This is a genomic window from Nocardioides agri (assembly GCF_013778305.1).
Taxonomy (GTDB): domain Bacteria; phylum Actinomycetota; class Actinomycetes; order Propionibacteriales; family Nocardioidaceae; genus Nocardioides; species Nocardioides agri.
In genome coordinates this window covers 739,007-752,305 of the sequence record NZ_JACEIC010000002.1, presented here as the reverse complement: position 1 = coordinate 752,305, position 13,299 = coordinate 739,007, and the positions used below count along the sequence as shown (strand labels likewise).

Annotated in this window: 17 protein-coding genes; 11 read left to right on the top strand and 6 right to left on the bottom strand. The window is 71.3% G+C overall.

Annotated features, from left to right (window positions below):
* Positions 1 to 173: 173 nt before the first annotated feature.
* The 5 genes from HZF07_RS08175 to HZF07_RS08155 form a co-directional block, all read right to left on the bottom strand.
* Positions 174 to 1,370, bottom strand: a complete 1,197-nt coding sequence (locus HZF07_RS08175; protein WP_309504661.1) for an HNH endonuclease signature motif containing protein — start codon at positions 1,368 to 1,370, stop codon at positions 174 to 176.
* A gap of 241 nt (positions 1,371 to 1,611) precedes the next feature.
* Positions 1,612 to 2,130, bottom strand: a complete 519-nt coding sequence (locus HZF07_RS08170; RefSeq protein ID WP_309504660.1) for a GNAT family N-acetyltransferase — start codon at positions 2,128 to 2,130, stop codon at positions 1,612 to 1,614.
* Positions 2,127 to 2,525 carry an arsenate reductase ArsC gene (locus HZF07_RS08165; protein ID WP_157340803.1) on the bottom strand — a complete coding sequence of 133 codons (399 nt, stop codon included), beginning with the start codon at positions 2,523 to 2,525 and terminating at the stop codon, positions 2,127 to 2,129. Before HZF07_RS08165 ends, HZF07_RS08170 begins: the two co-directional genes overlap by 4 nt.
* Complete coding sequence (locus HZF07_RS24350; RefSeq protein WP_181644940.1) at positions 2,522 to 3,214, bottom strand: aquaporin; 693 nt, start codon at positions 3,212 to 3,214, stop codon at positions 2,522 to 2,524. The genes HZF07_RS08165 and HZF07_RS24350 overlap by 4 nt, the downstream gene beginning before the upstream one ends.
* The gene (locus tag HZF07_RS08155; RefSeq protein WP_309504659.1) at positions 3,211 to 3,558 is read right to left on the bottom strand and encodes an ArsR/SmtB family transcription factor; all 348 of its coding nucleotides are present in this window, start codon (positions 3,556 to 3,558) and stop codon (positions 3,211 to 3,213) included. Before HZF07_RS08155 ends, HZF07_RS24350 begins: the two co-directional genes overlap by 4 nt.
* A 103-nt stretch (positions 3,559 to 3,661) precedes the next feature.
* Between HZF07_RS08155 and HZF07_RS08150 the strand changes: the two genes are divergently transcribed.
* The 10 genes from HZF07_RS08150 (at position 3,662) to HZF07_RS08105 (ending at position 10,873) form a co-directional block, all read left to right on the top strand.
* On the top strand, positions 3,662 to 4,078 hold the full coding sequence (locus HZF07_RS08150) for an ArsI/CadI family heavy metal resistance metalloenzyme (protein WP_157340799.1): 417 nt from the start codon (positions 3,662 to 3,664) through the stop codon (positions 4,076 to 4,078).
* Between the two features lie 40 nt (positions 4,079 to 4,118).
* Positions 4,119 to 4,277, top strand: coding sequence for a hypothetical protein (locus tag HZF07_RS08145; protein ID WP_157340797.1), 159 nt, complete (start codon positions 4,119 to 4,121; stop codon positions 4,275 to 4,277).
* A gap of 66 nt (positions 4,278 to 4,343) precedes the next feature.
* Positions 4,344 to 6,296, top strand: coding sequence for a TIGR03960 family B12-binding radical SAM protein (locus HZF07_RS08140; RefSeq protein WP_157340795.1), 1,953 nt, complete (start codon positions 4,344 to 4,346; stop codon positions 6,294 to 6,296).
* A gap of 80 nt (positions 6,297 to 6,376) precedes the next feature.
* The gene (locus HZF07_RS08135; protein ID WP_157340793.1) at positions 6,377 to 6,964 is read left to right on the top strand and encodes a COG1361 family protein; all 588 of its coding nucleotides are present in this window, start codon (positions 6,377 to 6,379) and stop codon (positions 6,962 to 6,964) included.
* A 7-nt stretch (positions 6,965 to 6,971) separates the two neighbouring features.
* Positions 6,972 to 7,544 carry a hypothetical protein gene (locus tag HZF07_RS08130; protein WP_157340791.1) on the top strand — a complete coding sequence of 191 codons (573 nt, stop codon included), beginning with the start codon at positions 6,972 to 6,974 and terminating at the stop codon, positions 7,542 to 7,544.
* Between the two features lie 56 nt (positions 7,545 to 7,600).
* Complete coding sequence (locus HZF07_RS08125; protein WP_258562688.1) at positions 7,601 to 8,143, top strand: signal peptidase I; 543 nt, start codon at positions 7,601 to 7,603, stop codon at positions 8,141 to 8,143.
* The gene (locus HZF07_RS08120) at positions 8,140 to 9,186 is read left to right on the top strand and encodes a cellulose binding domain-containing protein (RefSeq protein ID WP_157340787.1); all 1,047 of its coding nucleotides are present in this window, start codon (positions 8,140 to 8,142) and stop codon (positions 9,184 to 9,186) included. The genes HZF07_RS08125 and HZF07_RS08120 overlap by 4 nt, the downstream gene beginning before the upstream one ends.
* The gene (locus tag HZF07_RS08115) at positions 9,183 to 9,764 is read left to right on the top strand and encodes a hypothetical protein (RefSeq protein ID WP_157340785.1); all 582 of its coding nucleotides are present in this window, start codon (positions 9,183 to 9,185) and stop codon (positions 9,762 to 9,764) included. The genes HZF07_RS08120 and HZF07_RS08115 overlap by 4 nt, the downstream gene beginning before the upstream one ends.
* Positions 9,761 to 9,997 carry a hypothetical protein gene (locus HZF07_RS08110; RefSeq protein ID WP_157340783.1) on the top strand — a complete coding sequence of 79 codons (237 nt, stop codon included), beginning with the start codon at positions 9,761 to 9,763 and terminating at the stop codon, positions 9,995 to 9,997. Before HZF07_RS08115 ends, HZF07_RS08110 begins: the two co-directional genes overlap by 4 nt.
* A gap of 72 nt (positions 9,998 to 10,069) precedes the next feature.
* Complete coding sequence (locus HZF07_RS08105; protein WP_157340781.1) at positions 10,070 to 10,873, top strand: class I SAM-dependent methyltransferase; 804 nt, start codon at positions 10,070 to 10,072, stop codon at positions 10,871 to 10,873.
* On the opposite strand, the gene HZF07_RS08100 is transcribed toward HZF07_RS08105, so the two are convergent.
* Entirely contained in the window at positions 10,865 to 12,064 is a 1,200-nt protein-coding gene (locus HZF07_RS08100) for an MFS transporter (RefSeq protein WP_309504658.1), read from the bottom strand. The genes HZF07_RS08105 and HZF07_RS08100 overlap by 9 nt on opposite strands.
* 51 nt (positions 12,065 to 12,115) lie before the next feature.
* Here HZF07_RS08100 and HZF07_RS08095 point away from each other — a divergent pair, with 51 nt between their 5' ends.
* A complete protein-coding gene (locus HZF07_RS08095; protein ID WP_157340779.1) occupies positions 12,116 to 13,294 on the top strand; it encodes a winged helix DNA-binding domain-containing protein in 1,179 nt (392 codons plus the stop codon).
* Positions 13,295 to 13,299 lie beyond the last annotated feature (5 nt).

Genomic DNA, 13,299 nt, shown 5'->3' with positions numbered 1-13,299 from the left:
GTCCTCCGGCGGCCGCGTCAAGGGTTCGCTTCGCCGGCTTCGCCGCCCTTGACTCGACCGCCTCCGGACGATTTGGCGCCTATCGGGAGGACGCCGACCTGCGGTCGGGCGCGCGGATCACTCAGCGGTTAGAACGGAGATTCTGATTCATCGGGTGGATCAAGATCTCCGCTCTAAGGCCGCCGGTGGAAGGTGACCTTGCCGGTGGGGTGCATCCGGGCCTCGTAGGCGGTGTCGTGGATGCGGCTGTGGTGCCAGGAGCACAGGCTGATGCCCTGAGCGACGGTCGTCTTCCCTCCGTCGGCCCAACGGGTCTGGTGGTGGGTATGGAGACCGAGCTTGCGGTCGCACCCGTCGGCGCGGCAGCCCTGGTCGCGGACCGTGATCGCGACCCGCTGGTACTTCGGGTGGAAGCGGCTCTCCCGGCCGACGTCGATGGGCATCGAGTCACCACCGAGGACGACCGGGATAACGCCGACGTCGCAGAGCAGCCGGCGGGCGGCGCCGGGGGAGATGTGTTCGCCGGTGTCCAGGAGTCCGGCCTGCTCGACCCGTCCCATCAGTGAGTCCTCGGTGATGGTGACGACCAGGGTGGCGTTGAGGCCGCCCAGCTTGGGCAGCTGCGTGACCGGGTAGCGGGAGATGAGCTCGCAGAACGCCTGGCCCATCGCCTCCGGACCGCGGGGTTGCTCCGCGCCGGGGCCGGACAGGGCCCGTTGGTGCTTGGGGGCGGTGAGCGCGGCGAGCATCTTGCGCAGTGCGGCGCCGTGGAATGTGGGGATCTGGCCGCGCAGGTGGGTGGTGCCGTGGCCGTCATCATGCAGGGTGAGGCGGCAGGCCTTGATCGCCGCAGCTTCCTCACGTTCCAGGAGGGCGGCTTCGTGGGCGTCGGCGGCGTCGGGGTCGATGACCTCGTGGAGCCGCTTGCCCAGGATCCGGAGCGTCTTGGCGTCGTGATGCTGGGCTTCGGCGAGCAGGCGCTGCTCGGCCCGGGGCTGCACCTCGGCGGGGAGCCGGTCGACGGCCTGGACGATCACGCGGGCCTGGTCGACACAGACCCGGCCGGCAGCGAGCGCGGACCGGGTGAGCGGGTGCGCCTCGAGGTCGTGGCCCAGCCGCACGGTCCGGTTGGCCTCGGCGCGGGTCTGCTTCGTCTGGTGGGCCAGCCAGTTCGCCGCCGACGATGCCGCGACGTTCTGGCCGAGGTGGAGGTCGTCGGCGTGCGCCGCGACGCGGGCCTTCAGCTCGGCCAGCTTGGCCTCGGCACGATCCAATGCGACGAGCGTGGCGGCGGTCTCGGACTCGTCCATCGACCACACCGACGCCCCGGCGACGGCGTCGAGCTCGTGGTGGACATGGGCGGTCGCCACCGACACTCGGTTTCTGGGGGTGGCGATCGCTGTCATAGAGAAATCCAAGCACTGACCACCGACAGTGAGGGGCTCAGAACGGCTCTGTTGACCAGGATGTGGACAATCCACAGGAAGAACTTCTGGGACGAAGCAGGGGGGTCAGAAACCCGGGCGGCGACCGCAACCCAACGCGAGCCTCACCCGCTTTGCTGCCTGTCGGTGGCCACCCCAGCGGACCCGCAGGCCACCGTGACCTGCCTCACGTGCCTACGACGGGGCTGCGGCGCTCGATGAGGACGACGTCGCGCCACTGCCCGGCGAGGGGTCCGTGGCTCATCCGGCCGACGCGCTCGCGGAGGCCGACCTCACGGAAGCCGGCGGAGCGGTGCAAGGCGAGGCTGGCGCCGTTCTCGGGGAAGACGCCGGACTGGATGGTCCAGATGCCCGCGGCCTCGGTCGAGGCGATGAGGGCGTCGAGCAGGAGGCGCCCGACGCCGTGGCCCTGGGCGGCGCGGGCGACGTAGACGGAGTGCTCGACCACACCGGCGTAGACGCACCGGTCGGAGACGGCCGAGGCAGCCGCCCAGCCCAGGACCCGGGCGTCGGCGTCGACCGCGACCAGGCGCTGGTCGGGCAGCTTGACCGCGTCGAAGTGCGCCCAGGTCGGGGGCTCGGCCTCGAACGTGGCGTGGCCGGTCGCGATGCCCTCGGCGTAGATGCGCTCGACCCCAGCCCAGTGGGCCGTGGTCAACGCCTCGACGGCCACGGGCGCGCTCACGAGCCGAGCTCCGCGACGAGGGCCTCGACCCGGCGGCGGATCTCGTCCCGGATCGGGCGCACCGCCTCGAGGCCCTGGCCGGCGGGGTCGTCGAGGTCCCAGTCCTCGTAGCGCTTGCCGGGGTGGAAGGGGCACTCGTCGCCGCAGCCCATCGTGACGACCACGTCGGCCCGCTCGACGGCGGAGTCGCTCAGCAGCTTCGGGGTCGAGGCGGCGATGTCGATGCCGTCCTCTGCCATCGCGGCGACGGCCGCGGGGTTGACCTGGTCGGCCGGCTGAGAGCCGGCAGAGAGCACGTCGACCCGGTCGCCCGCCAGGTGCTGGAGGTAGCCGGCGGCCATCTGGGAGCGGCCGGCGTTGTGGACGCACACGAACAGCACGGTGGGCTTGCTCATCGGCTCTCCTCGACGGGGACGGGGGCGGGGGAGGCGTGCAGGAGGAGGACGAGACCGGCCCCGAGGGCGGCGCCCACGACCTGCATGACGAGGAAGGGCGGCACCGAGGCCGGGGCGATCCCGGCGAAGGTGTCGGAGAGCATCCGGGCGACGGTCACGGCCGGGTTCGCGAAGCTCGTCGAGCTCGTGAACCAGTACGCCGCGGCGATGTAACCGCCGACCGCGAACGCGACGGTCTCGATGCGCGGCGAGCGCAGGGCGCCGAACACCACCAGCACCAGGCCGAGCGTGGCGACGACCTCGCCGAGCAGCTGCCCGGAGCCGCCGCGATCGTGGGTCGAGACCGAGACGGCGTCGAGGTCGAACATCAGGTTCGCGACGACGACACCGACCAGCCCACCGACCAGCTGGGCGCCGACGAGCGCGGCCGCGGTGGTCGTGTCGACCCGGCCCAGCACGCGCTCGACGAGCGTGACGACGGGGTTGAACGACGCGGACACCGGCTGCAGCGCCAGGATCAGCGCGACCAGGACGGCGCCGGTCGCGAGGCTGTTCTCGAGCAGCTGCAGGCCGACGTCGTCGGGCGACAGCCGCTGGGCGGCGATGCCGGACCCGACGACGGCAGCCACCAGGAAGGCCGTGCCGACCAGTTCGGCGACGGCGCGGCGGAGGAGGAGGGGAGCGTTCACCGGGTGACGAGCGCGGCCCGGAGCGCCTCGAGCGCGGGCGGCACGATCGAGTACCACATGTTGCGTCCGCGCTTCTCGCTCACGACGAGCCCGGCGTTGGACAGCACCTTGAGGTGGTGGCTCACGGTGCCCTGCGAGCGCCCCACGGGCTCGGTGAGGTCGCACACGCACACCGCGCCCCCCTCGGCGTTGGCGAGCAGCGACACCAGGCGCAGCCGCACGGGGTCGCCGAGGGCGGCGAACCGCTCCGACAGGACGTGGGCGTCGGCGTCCGGGAGCGGCTCGAGGGCCAGCGGGGTGCAGCACTCGGCGTCGGTCCGGTCCAGCAGGGGGAGCTCCTTCACGCCGACCATTCTGCCAAACCCATTGACTTTCATCAATGCTTCCGTAGAGTTCAGGCAACGCATCGACATCCGTCGATGGATCAACCGAACCGAGGAGGACCCCATGTCCCGTCTCCAGCTGGCCCTGAACGTCCACGACATCGACGCGGCCGTCGACTTCTACGCCACCCTCTTCGACACCCCACCTGCCAAGCGTCGCCCCGGCTACGCCAACTTCGCGGTCGAGAACCCGCCGCTCAAGCTGGTGCTCTTCGAGAACCCGGAGGCCACCGGCACGCTCAACCACGTCGGCGTCGAGCGGACGTCGATGGAGGAGGTCCAGGCCGAGGCCGACCGTCTCGAGGCCGCCGGCCTGACGCTGGACGTCGAGGGCGACGTCGTGTGCTGCTACGCCCGCCAGGACAAGCACTGGGTCACCGGTCCCGACGGCCAGCGCTGGGAGAACTACGTCGTCCTCGCCGACGCGCAGCCCGAGCTCGAGGGGAAGACCGCCGCCACCGCTGGGGCGTGCTGCGCCTGAGCGCCCTGGGGCCAGTGGGACGCCGTGGTTGGATGGGCGCATGATGCAGCGTGAGCCGGAGACCGAGGTCGTCGACGCCGTGCACCACATCGCGAACAGGTACGGCGTCCGCGGGCTCGAGGACCTGATCGCCCTGGCCGAGGAGGAGCTCGTGGTCGCGCGCCGGGCGCTGGAGCAGCTCGCCGCCGACAGCGACTGACGGTTCGTCGGCGGGCTGCGCAGCGGCGTACCCTAGATCGTTCCCCGATCTCTGCGAGGTAGTTGCATGTCCGCGCCCGCGAGCGTCTTCCCGATGCTCGAGCCCCGGCTCCCGTCGGTCTCGAAGCCGATCCAGTACGTCGGCGGCGAGCTCAACTCGACCGTCAAGGACTGGGACTGCGCTCCCGAGGGGGAGACGGTCCGCTGGGCGCTGATGTACCCCGACGCCTACGAGGTCGGGCTGCCCAACCAGGGCGTGCAGATCCTCTACGAAGTGCTCAACGAGCGGGACTGGATCGTCGCGGAGCGCACCTACGCGGTGTGGCCCGACATGGAGCAGGTCATGCGGGAGGCCGGCATCCCGCAGTTCACCGTCGACGCGCACCGCCCGATCAAGGCGTTCGACGTCTTCGGCCTGAGCTTCTCGACCGAGCTCGGCTACACCAACATGCTCAACGCGCTCGACCTCGCCGGCATCCCGCTCCACTCCGCCGACCGCACCGACGAGGACCCCATCGTCCTCGCCGGCGGGCACGCGGCGTTCAACCCCGAGCCGATCGCCGACTTCCTCGACGCCGCCGTGCTCGGCGACGGCGAGGAGGTCGTGCTCGCGATCTCCGAGGTTGTCCGCGACTGGAAGGCCGAGGGGTGCCCCGGCGGCCGCGACGAGGTGCTGCGCCGCCTCGCGGTCAGCGGCAACATCTACGTGCCGCGCTTCTACGACGTCACCTACGCCGCCGACGGCACCATCGAGGCAGTCGTCCCCAACCGGCCGGGCATCCCGTTCCGGGTCCGCAAGCACACGCTGATGGACCTCGACGCCTGGCCCTACCCGGCCAAGCCGCTCGTGCCGCTCGCCGAGACCGTCCACGAGCGGTTCTCCGTGGAGATCTTCCGCGGCTGCACCCGCGGCTGCCGGTTCTGCCAGGCCGGCATGATCACCCGCCCGGTGCGGGAGCGGTCGATCAAGACGATCGGCGACATGGTCGAGAACGGCATCCGCAAGTCCGGCTTCGAGGAGGTCGGCCTGCTCTCGCTCTCCAGCGCCGACCACACCGAGATCGGGGACGTCGCCAAGGGCCTGGCCGACCGCTACGAGGGCTCGAACGTGTCGCTGTCGCTGCCCTCGACGCGGGTCGACGCCTTCAACATCACGCTGGCCAACGAGTTCTCCCGCAACGGTCGGCGCTCGGGCCTGACCTTCGCTCCGGAGGGCGGCTCGGAGCGGATGCGCAAGGTGATCAACAAGATGGTCACCGAGGAGGACCTCATCCGCACGGTCGCCACGGCGTACTCCCACGGGTGGCGGCAGGTGAAGCTCTACTTCATGGTGGGCCTGCCGACCGAGACCGACGAGGACGTCCTCCAGGTCGCCGAGCTGGCCAAGAAGGTCATCGCCAAGGGCCGCGAGGTCTCGGGGCGCAACGACATCCGCTGCACCGTCTCGATCGGCGGCTTCGTGCCCAAGCCGCACACGCCCTTCCAGTGGGCCGCGCAGCTCGACCACGAGACGACCGACGAGCGGCTCAAGAAGCTGCGCGACACCGTGCGCGACGACAAGAAGTACGGCCGCGCGATCGGCTTCCGCTACCACGACGGCAAGCCCGGCATCGTCGAGGGCCTGCTCTCCCGCGGCGACCGCCGCGTCGGCCGGATCATCGAGACGGTGTGGCGCGACGGCGGCCGGTTCGACGGCTGGAGCGAGCACTTCTCCTACGACCGCTGGGTCGGCGCCGCCGAGCAGGCGCTGGCCGGCACCGGCGTCGACCTGGACTGGTTCACCACCCGGGAGCGCGACCACGACGAGGTGCTCCCCTGGGACCACCTCGACTCCGGTCTCGACAAGGACTGGCTGTGGGCCGACTGGGAGGACGCGCTCGCGGCCGCCGACGGTGCCGACATCGAGGTCGAGGACTGCCGCTGGACCCCGTGCTACGACTGCGGCGTGTGCCCCGAGATGGGCACCGAGATCCAGATCGGCCCCACCGGCCAGAAGCTGCTCCCGCTCAGCGTCGTCTGATCACCCGATCCGGGGGAGACGTGCCGGCGGGAACCCGTCCTACGGTCGCAGCAGGGGAGTTGACGATCCAGGGAGCGCCCATGTCCACCACGCCCACGCCTGCCCAGGAGCCGGCAGCCCAGGAACCGACCACCCAGGAGCGACTCGCCTGGATGGGGCGGAACTCGAAGAAGCTCATCCTGGCGCTGGTCGCCATGGTCATCGCGGCGATCGTCGTGACGTTCTCCTTCAGCCTCTTCAGCAGCTCGTCGGCGAACCCCGGCAACATGGTGGGCACCGGCACGATGGCGATCGAGAACTCCAAGGAGGGCATCGCGATCCTCACGGTCGACGACATGCTCCCGGGCGACGCGGCCACCGGGACCGTCGAGGTGACCAACGTCGGGGACGCCGCGGGTGACTTCCAGCTGGCCTCGTCCGACCTCGTCGACACGCCCGCCACCCCGCCCCTCTCGAGCGTGCTCAACCTGGTCATCACCGACGGGGCGACCGAGGTCTACAACGGCCCGCTCGCCTCGGCCGGCACGATCGACCTGGGCACCTGGCAGCCGGACGCGAAGCACACCTTCACGTTCACGGTGACCTTCGCCGAGACGGCCGGGAACGAGTACCAGGACTCGCAGACGACCGTCGACTTCACCTGGGACGCCACGCAGAGCACCTCCTGAGGGCCGGATGGCAGCGGCGGATCCGGACCCGGAGCTGGTCGTGGGTGGGCCCAGCGGTTCCCTGCTGCGCGACCGGAAGCTGCTCGCGATCCTGATCGCCGGCGGGGTGATGGCGTTCGTCGTCACCACCGTGGTCGGGTTCTCCGGTGCGGTCTTCTCCTCGACGTCGAGCTCTCCGGGGAACGAGTACGCCGCTGCCGGCATGGGGCTCACGCTGGCCCGGACCGGACAGCTCGTCGACGGGTCCGGCCTGGTGGCCGGTGACAGCAGGAGCGGGACCCAGACCGTCACGAACAACGGTCACAGCGGCCGGCTGACGCTCGACGCGCGCGGCGTCGACGGGCAGTCGCCCCTGGCGAAGGTGCTCACCGTCGTGGTTCAACAGACCGACCCGGCCCAGGCACAGCCGGCGTACGACGGGCCTCTCGACGGGCTCACGCAGGTGCCGCTGGGCACGCTCGCCACGGGGGAGCGGCGCAGCTATCGGATCACGCTGACCTGGCCCGTGGGCACCGGCGCAGCAGCGGCCGGGACCAGCACCAGCCTCACGTTCGACTGGCAGATCGAGTCGGTGCCGTGAACGGGCCGGCTCCCACCAGGCGGCGGCGGATCATCTCGCGGCTGACGACCGCAGTCATGATCATGGCGTTCGCGCTTGCGACGATCATGGTGCTCCCGACCCTGCTCGGCTTCGAGCGCTACGTGATCGTCAGCGGCTCGATGGAGCCGACGCTGCCCGTCGGCTCGGTGGTGTACGACGAAGTGGTGCCCGTCGACGACCTCGAGGTCGGCGACATCATCACGTTCGTCCCACCACCGGAGTACGGCATCTCCGATCCGGTGACGCACCGGATCGCGCGCATCGCCATCGCCGACGAAGGGACCGATGCCGCGGGCGAGCGGATCTTCCGCACCCAGGGCGACAACAACCCCGACATGGACCCCTGGCTGATGGTGCTCGACGGCCCGGACCAGGGCCGGGTGGCCCACCACATCCCCTACGTCGGCTACGTCTACATGGCGCTCCAGGTGGGCTGGGTCCAGCTGCTGGTGATCGGCATCCCCGCTGTCGCGCTCATCGTGTACATCGTCGTCACCCTCTGGCGGGTGTCCGGCGACGCCGTCCGCGAGGAGCACGCTCGCGAGACGGTCGAGACCGACCAGAAGGTCGTGCCGTGAGGCGGGTGCTGGTCGTCGCGGTCGTGCTCGCGGCGGTGCTGACCGGCTTCGGGACCGGGATCGCGATCGCCGCGTTCACGGCGCGCGAGTCGAACCCCCAGACCCTCACCGCCGCCGACCCGCCACCTCCGGCCACGCTCGTCGCCCAGTCCCGGTCGAACGACGGGGGTGCCACCGCCAGCGGGTTCCGCTTCGGCCTCCGGCTGGTGAACAGCGGCACGTCTGCAGCCAGCCTCGGCACCGTGACGATGCGCTACTGGTTCACCGCGGACGGCGCCCAGCGGCTCGTGCCGGCCTGTTACTACGCCACCTTCGGCTGCCCCCAGGTCACCCTCTCCATCACCGACCTCGACGCGGCCCGGGAGAACGCCGACCACTATCTCCAGGTGGCGTTCAACGGGGGTTCGCTGGCGGCGGGTGGTTCCGCGACCCTGGACGAGATCGCCGCGCTCGACGAGGGCGGCGTACCCATGACGCAGACCGACGACTGGAGCTTCGTCAACCGGTCGTCGTTCGCCGACAACGCGCGCGTCACCGTGTACGTCGGCGGTCAGCTCGTCTGGGGCACCGAGCCGCCGGCGGCCACCGTGACCGAGGACTTCGAGGTGCAGTACGAGAACCGCGCAGTCGTCCCGACGGACAACGCACTCGTCCCCACCGTCAAGCTCGTCGACGTCGGGAACGTCGAGATCGACCTGCGCCGGATCACGATCCGGTACTGGTTCACCAAGGACACCGTCGACCAGGAGCTGTTGGGCTTCTGCGACTACGCGCAGATCGGCTGCGAGAAGGTCAGGCTCGGCTTCGTGCCTGTGTCGCCGGCCAGGCCGAAGGCCGACACCTACCTCGAGGTCGAGTTCACCGGTGGGACCATGCCGGCCGAGGGCACGACCGGGGGGATCAACATCCGGGTCCACAAGGCCAACTACTCCGAATTCGACGAGACCAACGACTACAGCTGGGGGACCAACACGACGTTCGAGCCGAACCCGAGGATCACCGCGTACCTCGACGGGCAGCTCGTCTGGGGGACGCCGCCGTGACCGAGGTGCGCGAGCACGCGACCGTGAGCGAACGGCTGCACTGGCTGGGGCGGAACGTGACGGCGGGAGTGCTGGTGCTCGTGCTGCTGGTGATCGCCGTCGCGGTGGGCGTGAGCTTCACCCTCGGGGTGTTCAGTGCGGAGTCGGCGAACCCGACGAACGTCGTGACGACCGGGAGCATGACCCAGGTGAACAGCGCGGACAACGCCGCGTTCATGAGCGGCCACGACCTGGTGCCCGGGGACCACGTCGACGGCGCGGTGACCGTGCGCAACGAGGGCGACGCCAGGGGCAGCTTCCGGCTGGTCGCCGACGACGTCGAGGACGACCCGGGCCCTGGAGGCGGGCTGCTGTCCCAGCGGCTGACGCTCCGCGTCGTGGAGGCAGGCAGCGGCAAGGAGGTGTACGTCGGCCACGTCGCCGACCTCGACGCGGACCTGGGCACCTGGGCGCCCGGCGAGGAGCGTGGCTACGAGTTCGAGGTGACCTTCCCGCCGGGGACGGCGGCCGCCGACAACGCCTACCAGGGCTCGTCGTTCACGGTGACGTACGTGTGGGACGCGGTGCAGACCCCGTGACCGGCGCCAGCTGGTCCTCGACCATGATCGGCCGACTCACGTGGACCGCGAGCGCGAACAGCGGCATCGCGAGCACGAGCATCAGCGCCAATGGCGCGGTCCAGCCGCTCGGCAGCCGACTGTCGCACCGCTTCGAGATCCGGTTCAACGGCTCACCGTCGCCCGTCGACGACGCCTACCAGCGGTCCGAGACGACGGCCACTGTGGCCTGGCACGCGGCCCAGGTCCACTGACGAGCACGTCTGGTGTACTTAGGCCGGACCTGGCCGGACGGCCCGGTCGTCGAGGTGACGAAGGATGTGTCGATGGAACCCTGCCGTGCCTGCGGATCGGCGACTGCGCCGTTCGCGACCGACGTCGTCCTCGGACATGTCGATGCGTCGTACGAGCAGTGCGACACGTGCGGCGGCGTGCAGGCGGTCGAGGTGACCTGGCTGGAGGAGGCCTACAGCAGCGCGATCGCCCGCCTCGACGTGGGGCTGCTGGACCGCTGTCAGATCCTCAGCAGCATCACCGCGGCGGTGCTCCGGACCCGGCGGCTCAGGAGCGGCACGTTCCTCGACTGGGCGGGGGGCTACGGAACCATGACCCGCCTGATGCGGGACCGGGGCTACCACTTCTCCCACACCGACCCGATGGCGTCGAACGTCTTCGCGGACGGCTTCGACGTCGCCGGGCCGGACGGCGGCCGCTTCGACCTGGTCACCGCCTTCGAGGTCCTCGAGCACCTCACCGACCCCGTCGAGTCGCTGCGTCCCGTCGCCGATGCGACCGACCTGCTGCTCACGACGACGCAGGTGCTGCCGCAGCCGGCGCCGCAGCCTTCGGAGTGGTGGTACTACACCCTCGAGTCCGGGCAGCACATCACGTTCTACACCCGGCGCGGGCTCGAGGGCCTGGCCGAGCGCCTCGGTTTCGACGGTGTGGTGAGCGGCGGGTTCGTCCACCTCTTCCACCGAGGTCCCGTCTCGGCGCTGACCCGGTTCGCGGTCCAGCACCCTGGCGTCGCCTACGGTCTCGGGCATCTCGCTGCGTTCGCCGACCGGCGCCACTCGCTCCTCGCCGCCGACCTGGAGCAGGCGAAGGCCGCGGCATCCCAGTCAGGCTGAGACGCGCTGCTGGAGCTGGTCCTCGACCATGATCGGCCGGCTCACGTAGACCGCGAGCGCGAACAGCGGCATCGCGAGCACGAGCATCAGCGCCAGCGGCACGGTCCAGCCGCTCGTGGCGGTGTGCACGACGCCGACGACGAACGGGCCGGCCGCGGCGATCAGGTAGCCGGTCGACTGGGTGAAGGCCGACAGCGCGGCGGTGCCCTCGGGGGTGCGGGCGCGGAGGCCGATCAGGGTCAGGATCAGCGGGAAGGTCACCGTCCCGATGCCGACGAGCACCGCCCACAGCAGCGCGAGGTCGTGCGGGGAGAGCATCAGCCCGACGTAGCCGACCGGGTAGGTCGCGATCACGGCGACGAGCACCCGCCACGGCTCGGCCGACCGCGCGAGCACGTTCGGCAGCCACAGGGAGAGCGGGATCGCGGTGCCGGCGACCACCCCGGCCAGCACACCGGCCGTCGTGGCGTCGTACCCGTTGTCGCGCCACAGCGTGGCGAACCAGCCGAAGATCGCGTACGCCTGCAGCGACTGGAGCCCGAAGAAGCCCGCCATGGCCAGGCCGAGCCGGGTGCGGGCGACGTCGCGGAAGGAGACCGTGCGCGGCGTGCTCTCGAGGTGGCGGTCGTGGGCGGCCAGCCCGAACCACGGGATCGCGGCGACCGCGGCGACCAGCGCCCAGGTGCCCAGCCCCCAGCGCCACCCGCCGAAGCTGTCCGAGATCGGTACGGTCAGGACGAGGGCCGCGGTCAGCCCGGTCGACAGCGCGGTCGTGTAGATCGCCGTGACCATGCCGATCCGGTCGGGGAAGTGCAGCTTGACCAGGGAGGGGAGCAGCACGTTGGCCATCGCCATGCCGGCCAGCGCGAGCATCGACAGCAGCAGGAACAGCGTCTCGCTGCCGGTCAGGGCGCGACCGGTGAGGCCGAGCATCACGGCGACGAGCGCGAGCAGGGTGACCCGGTGCAGCCCGATGCGGTGCGCCGCGGCCGGCGCGAGCGCGCCGAACGCCGCGAAGGCGATCACCGGCAGCGACGTCAGCAGCCCAGCCGTCGGGCCGCTCATCGAGTACGCGTCCCGGATCTCCTCGAGCACCGGTCCGATGCTGACCGCGGCCGGGCGGAGGTTGAGGGAGAGCAGGACGATCCCGACCAGGACCAGGGCCGTCGTACGGCGCGCGCTCGGGCTCACCCGCCCCATGCTCTCAAGCGCGTGGTCGGCGGCCTCCGGCAGGATGGCGACATGCGCCTGGTGACCGACGTCGAGCGCCGCCGACGGCTGGCCGTGCGGCACGCGCTCGCGCCCGGCCACCGGGCCGGGACCCCGGAGGCCGCGACCGCCGCGATGACGGTCCTGCACGCGACCGAGGCGCCCAGCGTCTACCTCTCGCTGTGGGCACGGGTCGAGGGCATCACCGTCGCTGACGTCGACCGGGCGCTCTACGACGACCGCAGCCTGGTCAAGCAGCTGGCGATGCGACGCACGCTCTTCGTCTTCCCGCGCGACCTGCTGCCGGCCGCCTGGGGGAGTGCGTCGGCCCGGGTGGCGGCGGCGCTGCGCGCGCGGCTGGTGAAGGAGATCGAGCAGGGCGGGATCGCCGCGGACGGCGCGGCCTGGCTCGAGGCGGCGTGCGCCGCGACGCTCGCCCGGCTCGCCGACGGCTCCGAGCTGTCCGCCCAGCAGCTGCGCGCGGAGGTGGCCGAGCTCGACGGGCGCCTCGACATCGGCAAGGGCAAGTACGCCGCCAACGTCTCCGTGGCCCCCCGCGTCCTCACCCAGCTCGGCGTCGAGGCGCGCATCGTCCGCGGCCGCAACGCCGGCCACTGGCGCACGGCCCGCCCGCAGTGGACGCTCGCGGAGACCTGGCTCGGTGAGCTGCCCGAGCCCGCGAAGGAGCGTGAGGGGTACGCCGAGCTCGTGCGCCGCTGGCTGCGCACGTTCGGCCCCGGCACCGAGGCCGACCTGGTGTGGTGGCTCGGTTCGACCAAGTCCGCCGTCCGGAGCGCGCTCGCCGACGTCGGGGCGGTCCAGGTCGGTCTCGAGGCGGGCGGCACCGGCTGGCTGTTGGGCGACGACCTCGACGAGGCGCCCGAGGTCGCTCCGTGGCCGGCGCTGCTGCCGGTGCTCGACCCGACCGTCATGGGCTGGAAGGAGCGCGCCTTCTACCTCGGAGACCACGGCCCGATGCTCTTCGACACCAACGGCAACGCCGGCACCACCGCCTGGTGGGACGGCCGCATCGTCGGGTGCTGGACGCAGGACCCCGACGGGGTCGTCGTGCTCGGCCTCCTCGAGGACGTCGGCACCGAGGCACGGACGGCGCTGGAGGCCGAGGCGGCGCGGCTCACCGGCTGGCTGGCGGGCCACCGGGTGAGCACCGTCTACCCCTCGATTGCGATGAAGGCCGCGGTCGCCCCGTAACCTTG